A 14597-nucleotide genomic window follows, 5' to 3' on the forward strand; every position below is an offset into this window, starting at 1 on the left:
GCGGGTGATCCATGCGCGACTTGGCCTTCGCAGTGCCGCAGCAAACCGCTTGCACGTCTAGAGCCGTGCCAACCGGCCGCCATCCACGTTGAGCGCCGCGCCGTTGACAAAGGCGGCGTCGTCTGAAGCCAGGAAAGCGGCGGCCGCGGCAATCTGCTCCGGCTTGCCGACATCTTCCGGGCTGATAGATTCGACGCCTGACTTGATGTTCGGATTTTCCCAGAGCATCGGTGTGTCGATGGCCCCAGGCAGGATAGCATTGGCGCGTATGCCACGCGCCCGGCCTTCGATCGCAGTGGACCGGGTGAGCGACAGTAGCGCCGCTTTCGCCGCTGCGTAGGGGGCGACATGCGGCGTCGTTTCAAGCGCGTGCACGCTCGAGATGTTCACGATCGACCCGCCATGGGTCATGTGCGCGAATGCCTCACGCGTGAAATGGACTGCCCCCAGCAAGTCAACACTCAGCACCTTCAGCCAGTCGGCGCTGGTGAACGCCTCGATGGGCTTGAACATTATCAGGCCGGCGTTGTTGACGACGATGTCCAACCTGCCAAATCGCGCGAGGGCCAGTCCACAGCACTGCCCGACGGCAATCTCGTCTGAAACGTCGCAAACCGAGACGGCGGTGTCCGGCGCGCCGGCTTTTCGGACTGCCTGTGCGGCCGCCTGCGCACTGCCTCCATCCAGGTCGGCGATGATAACGCGGGCGCCTTCGGCGCCTAAGCGGGTCGCGATGGCCAGCCCAATGCCGCTTGCGGCGCCAGTCACAATCGCGCTCTTGTCAGCCAGGCGCATCGGGTTTCACCTTGTCCTTGGAGGGTTCCAGCGGTTCGGCCCCAGCTTCGGCGATCCGGTCCACATGCAAAAGGCCCCCCGCATAGTCCTGCTGCGCGCGAACACTTGGGTCGTCCTGCTCGGACGGCAAAAAGATGGGCAAAGCGAGGCAGACACTTTGGGTGGCGAGCAGCTTGTTCCAGTTGGCGATGAGCGCCTTGTATGCGGTTCCCACCGCCCTGGGGTTGCGGTCCAGATCATAGAGGCCGACCGCATTGACCCTTCCGTTGTTCTCGCGCAGGGCGCTATCCCAGTCCACCTGATCGGTCAGCGAGTACCAAGTGAAGCCCACGATAGGTATACCATCGTTGCGGATCCTAAGCACGTTGGCCCACTCCTTCCACAACCAGTAAACGGCTTCGTCCCCGTTCGGCCCTTCGCGGATGTTTGTCTCTGTATGCATCACAGGCAGGCGGTAACGGTTGAAATACTGGCGCGTAATTTCGTCATAGCCGAACACCTCGCCGGAAGCCGACGTGGTTCCGTCCGCCCAAACCCGGTGCTCGTTGGTCTGGTAATAGTCAGTGCCCATCACGCAATGCCTGCGCAAATGGTTTTCCAGGAAAAAGCTGTACTCCTGCGCGGTCATCCCGTTTTCGAGCAGGTAGCGATAAGTGCGCGCGTCGACGTCATGCCCGTAATTGAGGTCGAGCGATAGGAAACGCTGGCTATTGAAGCGCTCCGCCTTGCCGATGGCCTCGGGGGAGTCGGCGTGGAAGTATTCCGAGGATTCACTTTGAATGAAGATAGCGTCGGGCCTCACTTGCAGGATTGCCCGCATCGCCACCACGTTGCCCTTCACGATATGCTTGAGGGCGGTGACGAAGGCCGTATCGGTGCTCAGTTGCTCGTTCCACCAACCCCAGCGCGCTGAAAAGGTGGCGCAGATGAACATCTCATTGACCGGCGTGTAGAGCTGGATCCAAGGAAAGCGGGTTGCGAAGTCGTGCGCGTAACGTTCAAACAGCCGCGGAAAATCCGGGTTCTGGAAATTGCCCACCCAGTCTGGAACGCCGAAATGGCAGAGGTCGACGATCGGAAGAACATCCCTGGCCTTCAGGTCAGCGAAGGTCTCATCGGCGAAGGTCCAGTCATAGTGTCCGTCGCCCAACCAGGTCTTGTGAATTGGAGGCCCGTAGCGGAGAAAGCGAAGATCCAGTTCCTGGAGCAGCTCGAAGTCGGTGCGCCATTGCTGGTAGAAGCGACATTTCTCCATTTCGTCGACCCGCTCCCGTCCTCCATTGATCGTGGGAGCGCTGTTTTCAATGCCGGTGGCAAAGACGAAATTGAACATCAAAGGTCCTGAGCAGCCAAGCTGCAGCAATTTCGTAACGTCCAGCTTGCAACGCAGTTCCGGGCCGGCAGGTCAGCACGACTTTCGGCGATACGCGACTACGGTACCGGACGGACGGCGGGTCTCGCCAGCTATATGCGACCTGCGTGTTCAGTTCCTGCCGTTCGAGCCCGGGTGAAGCGGATTGCCGCCGAAGGTGATTGCGTCACATATCCACGCGACGAGATCGCCAGGCGATGTGGGATTGCGATCGTTGATTTTTCCGCCTGGATGGACGGGCGCCAAGGGGAATGCCAAGCGAGGCAGGCATTTATAGGACCAATCTCCCGTTCGATCGAATGATGGCAACTGAGGAACCACCAGTTAGGTTCCAACTGATGCTTTGGCGCGCGCGGTGGTGTTTCGCTCGCTTCGCGCTTTTGCTCGGCACCGGAAATTTCGACAGGTGGAGATGCAATGCGGTGAGGCCGCAGTCTCGAGGTTCAGCGATGGGTCATGTGCAGAGCACGAGGGCGAATTGTCTCCTCGATGCGTTCAGCTCGATTGGACGATGGACTTCTTTTTTGCCGCACGAGACGCGCGGAAGGCGGGCCGAGGCCATCGTCACCCTCTTTCCGTTATGCCTTGTTTTGCTGTTCGCATCTCCCGCACACAGTCAGCGGGCGCCTGACGCCTCAGCGCCTCTCCCAGCCAGCGACAGTTCGTCCGATGCATTTACGGAACACGTCGATGTCGGCAAAGAGCCGGGCAAGGCACCGGCAAGGGCATTCGGATCCCACGCAGTTGGAGAGCTGGTGCCCAGCGAAGCACAGGCACCCGACGCAGAGGCACAAACGCCGCCAGGCGAAAATCAGGAGATGTTACGACGCGAATTGGCTGCCGCGCGAGCGGAGCTAGCCAAGCAAGCACAAGCTCTAAAAGAGCAGCAGCGAAAGGACGAAGCCCTTTCGCTCGATCTGCAGACGGCGCAACGGGCCATCGAAAGCTTCAGGGCCGAAGCCACTCTCTGGGGCGGTGACAAGCCCGCCGCCGGTGCAGCCCAGCCCTCCAAGGACGTCCCCGAGACTGCGGTGACGCAAGCTCTTGACGACGAACGGCACAAGGTTGAGCTCTTGGGACAAGAGCTCACAACGGCTCACCGAACCATCGAGGCCCTCAAGACAGCCGCAAATGCGGCCGCGGTCGAGCTGGCCAACGCCAATAACAACCGTGAGGCGGCCGAAGCAGGTCTACGGCAAACTGGAGAAGCGCTCGAGCTGGAACGCAACCGAGCCGATTCAGCTGCCCGTGACCTCGACGTCGTTCGCAAGGAGCGCGACGCTGCAAACCGGACCTCGGTAGGGTTAAGCGCGGCGCTGGAAGAAGAACGTGAACGGGCGACCGGTCTGGCTCTGAGCCTGAGTGCCGCGCGCGAGGCAATCGACGACCTCGCGACCAGGAACCGGCCTGCGGCTGCAGCGCACTCGCGAATGATCCATAAGCCGGCAGGTGTGGTTGCACGTGCACCACCCAGATCAGGTGTTGAACCGAGGCGCAAACCGGGCTCGCGAGAAAAACAGAAACAGGCTGCTGTCTTGGCCCCGCTCTCTCTTCCCCTCGCATTGCTGCCGACCCGACCACCGAAAGGGCTCGACCCGCGCCAGTGAACAGACCGTGGAGCCGAATATATGCCGAGGTCAACATAGCAATGAAACAGTACGTCGCCGCCGCCCTGATGATCGGGATTGAAATCGGACCTGCCTGCGCTCTCGACAAAGGGGTAGGCGCCAGCGTCGGCGGAATCGGAGTCGGCGCCGGAGTAAACGCCGGTTCGCAAGGCGCTTCGGTCGGGGTGGGAGCGAGGGTCGGCGATGCAGGGGGATCACATGTCGGAGCTTCGGTTGGCGCGGGCAAGGGAGCAGTCGGCGTTGGCGTTGGTGCCAGCGGCAATGTCGGCGACGCAGGCGCAAGCGTTTCGACCAGTATTGGTACGGGCGATGATCCGGCGGCCGACGACGGGTCGCCTACCGGCAGCGGCAGTCCAGCCACCACACCCGAAGGAACGGCTGGGCCCACCGCCGCTGCGGCCGCCAGGAGTGGTAAGCAATCGATTGTCTTGCCACCGATTCTTAAGCCATCCATATCTGCTGAAGGCCGCTTCACCGACGGCTATCCTGTCAAGCCTCAGAGACCCCTGAGATCGAAGCCCGGTATACCAGCTGCTGTTGTGCAAGCCTGCCGCTCCGCGATCACATCCGCCGCTACACCGCTTGGCGCCGTCCGCGTCAGGGCCTTAAGCGCAGGGTTGTTGCATCGACGTGGGGGTACACTCACGGCACCAATCAAGGTGCAAATAGATTATGCAGGGCAAGGGGGCGTCGAGGTTCGGCAGGCCGAGGTCGATTGTCGACTGGACATGGCGGGCAGGGTCACGGCGATAAAATGAGAACTGGTTGGCCACGTTCGAACGCCGCGCCGTTCGGCTGAATGGGAACTACCGCATTTTGCGATGCTTGTTGCAAAGCCAGTGAACATCGTGATTTCTAAGTGACCACCGGGGGCGGGCCATGGGGCATGTCAGGTACTTCATTTCAAAGACCGGTGACCAATGGCTGGTCCGGTTTGACGGCAAGGACTATCCCTATTCAGCGTATACGGAGGCCGTGCGTGCGGCTGTCAAGGCAGCCAGCAGTGTCTCGGCCACTGGCTACGGTGCCGAGGTATTGGTTCAAGGCGTCGACGGGAAGTGGCGAACGGAATGGCCCATTGATTGAGTCGGAGCGTCCTGCGCTGACGGCTGTGCTGCGCGTTGGCGCTCATCTGTTCGTGTTTGCGGCCGCGCCTTTGTGGCGACCTTTTGATCGGCTCACCTTCGATGGGAAGCTATAGGTCAAGCTGTCGACCAACATAGCTATCCTCCTGACACACGCCGGCGATGCTTGGTCTGCCCGGTAGGCTGCACAATTCAGCTGCGGCACAAGCGCCGTGTGCCTCGTCTCAACCAATATTTCGAAGAACCGATGCGCGGCTTTACTGCGGTAACCAGCCCGGTTCGAAAACATCACATTGGAAACCTTGTAGGAAGTCGGGCGTTATGGCTGACCTCTATCAAGTGAGCCCTCTATCAAGTGAGCAAAGAGTGCCTGACCACGCCAAATCATCGTCAGCCCTCCATGGCGATCCCCCGGCGGCGGCAGCCACCACCGCATGGGCGGATCGCAAGGAGTTGGCGTCGGCGGCGTTCGAGCGCACGCGCATGCCCATCGTCATCACCGATGCTCGGCAGGCTGACAATCCCATCGTGCTGGCCAACAGGGCCTTCCTGGATCTGACCGGCTTTACATCCGATGAAGTCCTGGGTCGAAATTGCCGCTTCCTACAAGGGGAGGGAACATCGCCTACGGCCGTTGCGGAAATTCGAGCGGCGATAGAGCGTCAACGCGAGGCGAATGTAGAGATACTGAACTTCCGCAAGGACGGTTCGCCGTTCTGGAACCAGCTCCATCTGAGCCCCATCAAGGACGATGAAGGCGGCCTCCTCTACTACTTCGCCTCGCAGATCGACGTAACCAAACATCGTATGATCCAGAGCCTGGAGGCGTCGGAGCACCGCCTCCTCATGGAGGTCGATCATCGCGCAAAGAACGTTCTAGCGGTTGTCGATGGTATCGTTCGGCTGAGCAAGGCAGACAGTGCACCGCTCTATGCAGCGGCCGTTCAACGCCGGGTCCAGGCTTTGGCGGTCGCGCACGCCCTATTGGCCGAGCGCGGCTGGCGCGATGTGCCGCTGGACGAAATCGTCTCCAGGCAGGTCGCCCATTTCGCGTCTGGCAGGACAGCAATGACTGGTCCTGAAGTTCTGATCCCAGCGGTGGTCGTTCAACCACTGGCTCTCGTCGCCCATGAATTGATCGTCAACGCCGCCACCCATGGAGCTCTCGCCCAGGATACGGGGCGGCTGCAGGTCAGCTGGCAGGCGGCCGGCCATCATGGCGGCTTTTACCTGCGGTGGGAAGAAAGCGGCAGACGTAAAGCTGGATCTCCGCCAGGGGAGCCCGGCTTCGGAACGACCATGGTCAATGCAATTGTCCAGAAGCAGCTTCAGGGTGAGATCCTGCGGGATTGGACATCGGACGGTTTGAAAATCAACATAAGCATCCCGGGCACGGCTGCCCTTTCGACAGCCAAGGGTGCCTGAGACGCTCGTTGATCTCAGCCCATTTTCCCATAGCGACATGGCAGGCCGGGCCCCGCTAGACGAACGTTTATCAACAAGTCTGGCCGTGAACTATTTCATCAAGCCGGCAGCGCGAAGGGCGCTTTCGATATGCTGACCAGGCAAAGCCGTTGGACCGCTGCGTGGTTCGAAGGGCGCGTGCGCGACCACCAAAGGGGAGTGTCCAACCGACGTTGCCGGTAAACGCGCATCTGGGGAGGGGCCCGCAGAGCCCGCATCTTCAAGTCCCCAGAATCGGGAGATGAGCGAGGTGGACGATATGCCAGTGTCGATCATAAAGGATCCAGCCTGACTCAATCCGTCCGCGGAGTCCACGGGTGTCCCGTGCGCCATGCCCGAGATCAGGTACGACTCGATGACTTCCTCATTTGCGGCGTTCTTCCAGACATCGCGGCGGTAGCCCTGATGCACCTGTGTCTCGCATTGCCCTCTACTTTGCCCGAACAATGTGAGCCACTGCCCGACGAGCTGATCGGAGTTGATCGGACTGACTGTTGTGTCGGCGCTTCCATGCCACACGGAGAGTTTCGGCCATGGTCCGCAGTGACCGGAAGCTTGCTGGACGGTCGTCGCCAATCGCCTTGCGGTGGGGGCGCCTTGACCTCGCATGCGGTCGAAAGCCTCCGCCAGGTTGTTGGCGCTGCCATAGGGTAGACCGGCTACGATGGCCCCGGCCGCAAAGACTTCAGGGTAAGTCGCCAGCATAGCGGCGGCCATTGCCCCGCCGGCGGAGAGTCCGGTGATAAAAATCCTGGTGCGGTCGATGTCGTGAGCGGTGACCACGGCCTCTATCATTTGGCGGATCGAAAGCGCCTCACCGGAGCCCCGTCGGGTGTCGGCCGGGACAAACCAGTTGAAACAAAGATTGGCATTGTTGCTGCGCTGCTGTTCTGGAAAGAGGACGGCAAAGCCCATGCGATCTGCCGTCCTCGACCAGCCGGCGCCGCGGTCATAGGATGCAGCCGACTGTGTACAGCCATGCAGGACAATCACCAGAGGGGCCTTCGCCGCAAGGTCCTTGGGGCGGTATGTCCAGGCCCGCAACTTTCCGGGGTTTGACCCGAACACCTGGAGTTCGGAAATGCGCTCGTTTTCGTCAGGACCATTCAAGACGCCATCCATCTGTTTTCGCCGAGCTGCCAAGCGTGCAATGGTATCGGCGAGACTTCTCATGTCGGTATCCTTTGGCGGGCGGGTCCAACAAGCGGAACGCCGTGTTTCCAGGTTGGTAGCTGCAGTGCAGCATAATTGCTTGCAACCACGATCCGCATGGGGTGGTGGGGGGCCTCTGCCTCCGCGAGATAAAAGCCCCGCGCCTTTCTCAAACCGTGCTGCGTCAGGCCTTCCACAAGTCCGGACAACTTTGCCTCAACGGGCCATCATCCGGGCTAGACATTGCGCCGAGGCCGCCGTCCGACGATCGCCAAAACGGCTTTGCCGCGCCGGCAATGATTCCGGCTTCGGTCGAAGCAAGTCGAAACGGGTTGACACGGGGCATGCCGTCTCGCCGTGGACGACGGCCAGAAGTGCCACGCGGGAGCGGAACATCAGAGCTTGCTAACGGTTCTACTTGGTGGATTTCCAATTGAGAGGACGATCGTGTCAGCCTTTGAATTCGTCTATTTTTCTGGTCTCACGGGGAATGATCTCCTGGGCGGTGTCGTCTCGTTGTTGGCGTGCTGTGTTCTCTACAACGTTATCGCGGAGGATCGCCCGCACCGGTGAGCCCGGACCGCAACAGGTGGATCCTAGATCGGCCGCTCTCCACATTCGAGGTCGCATGCGGATGATTTCTATTTCCCATCGTGGGACCCACTCCGTCAGCTCTCGTCGGCCGATGCCAGCACTTGCGGACTACCGCAGCCACCCGCCCGCAGTTTCTCTCCGCATTGAGGACCCCCCCGCTGCAGCCCGTGAGGAAGACTTACGAGGGACGCGTTCTGAGCAAACCTGCACGCCTGTCTGCCTTGTGAGCACGACATCTCCGGCCATGATCGTGACCAACCGGCTGACACAAACAAGACCGTGGCATTCCGCCAATCAAGCCCGCTGGCGGCCTGCGGAACTTTCCTGCGCGGAGCGAATTGAGCCACGGCGGCCGATTCCCTATCAGAATCCGCCGCTGACCAAAGACCCAATCTTGGTCGGCCCGCGACTCCTCAGGAAGGCGCGGGCCAATACTTTGGCACTTTGGCAGGATTCGGGTGCGCGGCCTCGGGGTGATTTGAGTACCATGTGAGACAGCGGCTCGCGGAAATCAAAGCTGGTCTTGCCCTTCGCAGAGACCCGCGAGCGAAGGGTAGGACTTCGCCAGGGCAGGGCAGTTGGCGCGTTGCCTCAGGGCTGCCGAGCAGGCGCGGAGCCCGGAGATCTGCCGTGCTCTCGCGAAAACAGAACCGTCATGAGATCAAGATTGTGTAGGACGAGGTGCGCTTGCAGGAACTTTTCGCACCCATTTCTGAACTACAAGACCGATATGCTCATTCTGGATGATGAACTAGCCGGCGGCGGCCGCAGGGCCGTCGGCGTCACAGGACAGGATGACGGTCACACGACCGAGCGCAGGCGCATGGATTAGGCGTGGCTGTCCGGGGAGGATCGCGACGATGATGAGTCCCGCTCCTCCTCGACGTTGAAAACGATGCTTGCTCGAAGGCAAGATCGCCGCCCTCGTCTCGTACGACGATCGCCAATTTGTGGTGATCACCGTCTGGAAGGGCGTCTTTGGTCATCTCCGCCAAAGCTTTGATCGCCTCATATTTGACCGCGGCAAGGTCTTGGCATTCCGTTCCCTCATCGTCAGGGAATATCGTTCCGTTGTCGTCGAAGTCGAAATAGTAGAGCGCCATCGCCGACCGAACTGGAGGGCTCGGCGTTTGTTCCTCGCTCTGGCCCTGATGATCCATTACAGGAGACAGCGTCAACCACTCTCGCACGCGTGAAAAGCGCAACACCAGCCCTCGGCGAGGCTCCGCGCCCATTACGCTCCAGTGCCTTCATTTGTGCGACTATGAGAAGCGGGTGCGCGGCCAAGTTCAGCCCAGTGCAATGCCTGTGCGGACAATCCCGAGCTTCAGTGTCGCGAAAGATGGTATCGTGCCAAATTGCCCGTAGCGGCGTCGAACTTCTCCGGCCAATCAGCTGGACCCCGTGTCTGGTTCGGTTTGGCCGACCGTGCGGATGCTCCGACTAACCGATCGAACATTCGACGTCCGCTGAAATATCCCCGAGATGAGGGCGATCGATGGCCGATTGACTGCGGGGCTGGCAAGCAGAGTTTCGTCGGCTCGGCGCCCAGAAGGAGAGTTGCCTGAAGACGCCGAGCCTAGCCAGCGAGATTAGCGGGGGGCCGCGTCCTCTCGCCGGCTAAGAGGTTATGCGCTCTCTTAGGCACTCGTGAAGCATTCGAATGCACTAAGAGGCCGGGACATTTCTGCCTGAAATCCGACTTGCTTAGCCATTTCATCTCGGGAGGAATAAACTGGGCTGTTCAATCGTCTGCTCGAGAAGGACCTGACCCTATAGTCTCGGCACTGCATAGCCCAGCTGGCCCGGACGGGCTTGGATTAAGGCCGTTACGACGTTCACCTGCAGTCGCTTTACCAAAGGGTAGGCTTCTCTCACCAGCGAGAAGCCTGCGATGTTGCCAGGGGGGCAGCGATTTCTGATCTCTCCTGGAACATTGTGGGGGTCGAAGCACTTCGGCAGTTGCACTGTTCTCCATTCTCAGTGCGTATTCCCATGGTGTTTGTCTCGCCCGCTGCTGAAAGGTGGCGGGCCTTTTTTATTTTCGGCCGAGAAATGCTTGAGCGTCTTTCTGAGGACTCCTGGTCAACCCTCTGGCCACACCAGACCGTCATAGTAATGTTGCAGGGCGGATGATGCCGCCCGTCGCGCGACATGAGTTTCCATCCTGATCGCGTTGCGCTCGATGTCGATAACATCCCGCAGCCTGAGTGCGGCCGCTGGACCCGAGCTTCGACACGTGCGTAACTGCCAACCCTGCGGTGCATGAGATTGGTGCCGCAGGCGACCTCCTGAACATGCGCAGCCGCGGCCCAGTTCACGGCAATGCGGCCACCGAGCTCGTTTCTGGAACATGTGTCGGGACATCCCGGAGCCTGACGCTTATCCTGCTGCGGCGCCTTCCCCATCTGCCGCGGGCCAAGCCGCTGCCTTTTATGCAACATGTGGGAACCTGATATTCGTCGGCTGGTTCGAGAGGCGGCAGCTCCCGTGCTGCTGGTCAGGTCCCCAATACTTGGCCGGGCCCGCTTCCCTCGCCAGTGAGGCGGGCCCACTGCATCGGCAAAGGCGTCCGGCGCCATCGTTTGGAACCTAGATGACCATAACTGGTTGGGCGCCCGTGGGCGCGGGTGACGATTTTTAAGGGACCGATATGCGTCGCAAGATCGACAAGCTAAAGCACGAACGGACTGACCGGGAATCTCGCGTCGTCATCGATGCGGAGCATAAAGCTAGCGAAGCGAAGACGACAAACGGGTCGGTTCTGACGTTGAAGAGGAGCCAATGGTACTGCTCGATCTAGAAGAAGGTCTCGAAGAAGCTGGCTTCCCGTCTGCTGGTATGAGTAGCGCCACGTAAGATCTGTCTTCGATTCCGACCCGGACTTGATCAGCGCTCTTATCTCGGACATCCGGCTGGGTGATGGACAATCCGGTTGGGAAGTTGCCCGGCATGTGCAGCAATCCAATGCGATGATCCCGGTTGTCTATATAAGCGGGGACAGTGTTCCTGGCATTGGGGCGCCGAGGGTGTCCTAGAAAGTATCATCACGAAGCCGTTTTGCTTTGCCTCAGGCCATCACCGCCCTTTCCATGCTGCTCAACCAGCAACATCCGCACCAAACGAGCCAGGCGCGTAGGCGCTCTCGATTGCCTCACGCGCGTACGCGCCAAAAGGTCGAGGCGGTGCCTTCTGCTAATCTGGCAATGCCTTACCAGTTGTTTGGTGAGTAGCCCGGGGTCTCACCGCGCAATACGGCCCACAGCCCACCCGAGCGAGATAGCCACGACGAACCCCAGAAGTACGGCCGTAAAGAACCACATGAGGCGTTCCTTCGCTCGTTGTACGAGCATCAACGCGGCAAGCGATTTATAGTTGCAGGTCCGCGGGGCAGCGGTCCGCTCGGGCGCCCGCCGACGCCGTGGAGCCGCATATCTGGTGGTCGGTCTCTCAGTGGGTCCTTGTTGGACGTAGTTGCCACCCCTCGATGGACCGTTCCAGGTCGGTGGATCTCGATTGCGTGGTGGTAGGCGTCGCCCAGGAAAGCAGGGCAAGGCTGACCGAGAAGGAGATCAGCAAGGCGAAGGCGGTCGCGAGCAAGACATGGTCCCTGTTGAAAGCGGGTACAACCACCGCCAATCCGGTTCGTTCATTCGCAGTCTGCTTGCTCGTGAGTCATGGTTACCGCGCCGTTAAGAACGGCCGCGCGCCTTTGCAACTTGGAGGCAGCCTAGGGCTGGGCGGCGAGCCCCTTCAGCAGCTTTCTAAACGCCGCCGGATTGCCAATAACCGCTCTGCCTCACTTGGAACCTTTTTTCGCCGCGCGGATTGCTGTGCATGACAAAAACCCCAGAAGTTGCTCCGCCCATCCTAGCCGAGACCAGCCCGGACCGTCCTGTCAATTGCGAGGTCGCTCTGGAATCCGCCTTCGCGGCCCTTGTCGCCACCTCCATCGGCCAGGGATGGACCCCGGAAGAGACGGCCGAAACGCTGCACAAGCTGGCCATGGAGCATCTCGAACAGCTCAAGGCCATAACGGCCTAATCGCTCCGGCGTGGCTCCGGAATTTTGACACGCCACATGTCGAATTATTTGCATTCAAATGAATTTCACGACGCTATAGATGCTGCCTCAACGTTCTGGGAGGAGAGCATGGCTCCGCATGAGCAGCATGCCGTTGAAATTATCCGCGAGAAGAAATGGACCGTGCGTGTAACCGCCTATGGCAGCGCCATCACGTTCACTTTCGAATCTGAAGAGTACGCTCGCTCATACGCGGACGGGCAGGCGTTCCGCCTCGGAGTCGACGTTGTCGAATTCAAGAAATGCGCCTAGCTGCAGATCAGCGAACTTTTTCCCGCAGTTCCTGTTGGCCCTGAGGGGGAACTTCGGACGCAACGGCTTCAGATCGCCACCCTGCTCAGGCCCAGCCTGCGCAGGCAGTCGGCCGGCGCCAGGATGCGGGCAGGCGGTCGTAACGGTCGCCATCTGTCGTTGGGCTCACAGCTCGCGATCGCCAGCGCGCGCACGAGTTCGCCGGTTGCGTTATCGGAATACTTCCTCTCAAACTAGACTTCGGGAAACTGTCATGGACTTCATGGCCCTGGGAGGGTGTTTCCTTTTATACCGGCTCCAAAATTCTGCCGTTTGAAGTCGCCGTCGACGGTACCAGAGAACCCGGGCTTTATCGCGGGGAAGTATGCCATTGCTGCCGATGGGCTCACGGCGAGCATTGACGGCTAGTTGGCCAGCCCCTTCCCGAGTTCAGCCCCGCGCCGGACTCAGCCCGCCGAGGCGAAGCGGCATGCTGTGCAACAAAGCGAAGCGAACCACGTTGCCCCCTCAGGAGTGGAGGAACGAAGATGGCAGACGACAAGAGCAAGAGAGACTCTCGGGATCGGAACCGCGTCTCGGTCGAAGAAGACTACGAGGTGCGATATCTCGCTGAGAAAGCCGCGATTACGGCCCAGCAGGTCCGCGACCTCATTAAGCAAAACGGTAATAACCGCGGCACGCTGGAACGCGGAGCGAAGAACTCAAAGGCTCGCTGAGGCCAAGATGGCAAGGTACCAGGTGGAAGAGATCTACGGTGACACCGTCGTGTCGTCTGGCGTCGTCGTGGAGGACGATCCGATGAAAGCAGCCGAACAGGCTGCCGGGCAAAGAGTGTCCCTAAGGGCACTGCAGGAACATTGGTTCCGTGTGGTTGATGAAGAGCAAGCCGCCGTCTACGAGTACAGTCTGGCCGCACATGACGAGCAAGATGCCCAAGTCTGAACTCGCGGACGAGCACAACCATTTCCACAATTGTCCAGTATGCGGTCGGCAAGTCGATCAGCGGGACTTGCGTCAACCCTTATGGCATGAGGTGCCTGAGCATGACCCCCTGGAGAAGGAGCCCGCTCCGATCCTCGACTTGCCACCCCGAAACTGGCAAGCCCGCCGACCGGGGGCGTCGATGAGTTTCTTCGCGGCTTGGACGAGCCGGACGCAATAAGTTTGTACGGCAGAAAACCAGACCTTCACACAGGCGCTCAACGACGCACCGCGCGACGTTCTACACCGACTTGCCCAAGATTGACCAGCGGCGACGGGCTGCGCTTGAAAGTTGTTCAAACAACTCTCCAGCGCCTCGATCCGGTAACGCATCAAAAGGGCGCAAGACTTGGGCCGGCGGCACAAAAAGCTTGACGCACCTTCGATGCGGGCGAGGTCTGCCGGCGCGCTCGACCTAGCCACCAGCGGGGCAGGATGCCGCCGCCGAGTTCCTGCTTGGTCGTGTACCCGGACTTAACTATGCGGGCCTCTTCCCAGATGCTCTTCGACAACTGCATGACACGCCTGCTGAATGGGTAAGCGCAGTCAATCCGGCTCCCGCGTTAGACGCATGGAGCCGGACCAAAGAGCGATCAGTCCTCCTGCTGGATAACGACGGGCCGATTGTGGTGGTGACGGTGCATCGAGCGAGTGATGACGACGGTATCACGGCGGTGATGCCGATGGCGCCACGAGCGATGGCCGTTGTCATAGAATGCTTCCTGGCCGTGATGTCGGTGGTGAAGACGGCCACCTTCGTCATTGTATATGACGGTGGCACCATGGTGATGTCGGTGATGTGTTGAAACCACCACGTCAGCCTCGGCAGCAGAAGCGACCACCGGAGCCGCAAGCGAAAGAGCCAAAGCGCTCAGAATCAAGACCTTCATTTTGCTATTCCTGTATGCCTGAAACACGTCCCTTCACGAAGCCAACGAGGCAGGGGTGTCTTTGTTCCGGTCTGTCCCCCGGGTTCGTAGGGGCCATCCCTCCAAAGCTGACTCGCGTCGATGCGCACCGTTTGATCGGTTAGGCCACGTGTGGACGAAGCCGATGCGGGGGACTGGAACAGGTGTGAAGGTGATCCCGGTTTGCGGCTTGGGTTCACCGGTCTGGCGATGCGGCGGGCGTTTCTTGTCAGCCCGCGGCAGGCGAAGCGGGCCCGGGTGCGTTGCCGCCTTGGTTCTGCTC

General features: G+C 60.2%; 13 protein-coding genes. 8 read left to right on the plus strand and 5 right to left on the minus strand.

Going from position 1 to position 14597, the window contains the following annotated elements:
- Positions 1–57 precede the first annotated feature (57 nt).
- Together LB554_RS15845 and LB554_RS15850 are read right to left on the minus strand one after the other, a co-directional pair.
- Positions 58–795: an SDR family NAD(P)-dependent oxidoreductase gene (locus LB554_RS15845; protein ID WP_224585493.1), complete on the minus strand. Its 738-nt coding sequence runs from the start codon at positions 793–795 to the stop codon at positions 58–60.
- Positions 782–2128, minus strand: a complete 1347-nt coding sequence (locus LB554_RS15850; RefSeq protein ID WP_224585495.1) for a family 1 glycosylhydrolase — start codon at positions 2126–2128, stop codon at positions 782–784. The genes LB554_RS15845 and LB554_RS15850 overlap by 14 nt, the downstream gene beginning before the upstream one ends.
- 794 nt (positions 2129–2922) lie before the next feature.
- On the opposite strand from LB554_RS15850, the gene LB554_RS15855 reads away from it, so the two are divergent.
- From LB554_RS15855 to LB554_RS15870, 3 genes are all read left to right on the plus strand, one after another.
- Positions 2923–3774, plus strand: a complete 852-nt coding sequence (locus LB554_RS15855; protein WP_224585497.1) for a hypothetical protein — start codon at positions 2923–2925, stop codon at positions 3772–3774.
- A 900-nt stretch (positions 3775–4674) separates the two neighbouring features.
- Positions 4675–4881 (plus strand): DUF2188 domain-containing protein, encoded by a 207-nt coding sequence (locus LB554_RS29605; protein WP_015316648.1) that lies wholly within the window; start codon positions 4675–4677, stop codon positions 4879–4881.
- Positions 4882–5201: 320 nt separating this feature from the next.
- Complete coding sequence (locus LB554_RS15870; RefSeq protein ID WP_015316649.1) at positions 5202–6305, plus strand: PAS domain-containing protein; 1104 nt, start codon at positions 5202–5204, stop codon at positions 6303–6305.
- 90 nt (positions 6306–6395) lie between these two features.
- Here the strand turns inward: LB554_RS15870 and LB554_RS15875 are convergent, their stop codons facing one another.
- Both LB554_RS15875 and LB554_RS29610 read right to left on the minus strand, forming a co-directional pair.
- Positions 6396–7517 carry an alpha/beta hydrolase family esterase gene (locus LB554_RS15875; protein ID WP_015316650.1) on the minus strand — a complete coding sequence of 374 codons (1122 nt, stop codon included), beginning with the start codon at positions 7515–7517 and terminating at the stop codon, positions 6396–6398.
- Between the two features lie 1355 nt (positions 7518–8872).
- Complete coding sequence (locus LB554_RS29610; protein ID WP_411962629.1) at positions 8873–9325, minus strand: DUF6894 family protein; 453 nt, start codon at positions 9323–9325, stop codon at positions 8873–8875.
- A 2252-nt stretch (positions 9326–11577) separates the two neighbouring features.
- Here LB554_RS29610 and LB554_RS15885 point away from each other — a divergent pair.
- The 5 genes from LB554_RS15885 (at position 11578) to LB554_RS15905 (ending at position 13367) form a co-directional block, all read left to right on the plus strand.
- Entirely contained in the window at positions 11578–11931 is a 354-nt protein-coding gene (locus LB554_RS15885; protein ID WP_224585503.1) for a hypothetical protein, read from the plus strand.
- Positions 11928–12134: a hypothetical protein gene (locus LB554_RS15890; RefSeq protein WP_015316653.1), complete on the plus strand. Its 207-nt coding sequence runs from the start codon at positions 11928–11930 to the stop codon at positions 12132–12134. Before LB554_RS15885 ends, LB554_RS15890 begins: the two co-directional genes overlap by 4 nt.
- 108 nt (positions 12135–12242) lie before the next feature.
- Positions 12243–12425: a hypothetical protein gene (locus tag LB554_RS15895; RefSeq protein WP_015316654.1), complete on the plus strand. Its 183-nt coding sequence runs from the start codon at positions 12243–12245 to the stop codon at positions 12423–12425.
- Between the two features lie 527 nt (positions 12426–12952).
- Complete coding sequence (locus LB554_RS15900) at positions 12953–13141, plus strand: DUF3606 domain-containing protein (RefSeq protein ID WP_015316656.1); 189 nt, start codon at positions 12953–12955, stop codon at positions 13139–13141.
- A 22-nt stretch (positions 13142–13163) separates the two neighbouring features.
- Positions 13164–13367, plus strand: coding sequence for a hypothetical protein (locus LB554_RS15905; protein WP_224585506.1), 204 nt, complete (start codon positions 13164–13166; stop codon positions 13365–13367).
- 632 nt (positions 13368–13999) lie between these two features.
- Here the strand turns inward: LB554_RS15905 and LB554_RS15910 are convergent.
- On the minus strand, positions 14000–14296 hold the full coding sequence (locus tag LB554_RS15910; RefSeq protein ID WP_083882993.1) for a hypothetical protein: 297 nt from the start codon (positions 14294–14296) through the stop codon (positions 14000–14002).
- Positions 14297–14597 lie beyond the last annotated feature (301 nt).

It is taken from the genome of Mesorhizobium sp. CO1-1-11 (assembly GCF_020164995.1).
GTDB lineage: Bacteria > Pseudomonadota > Alphaproteobacteria > Rhizobiales > Rhizobiaceae > Mesorhizobium > Mesorhizobium australicum.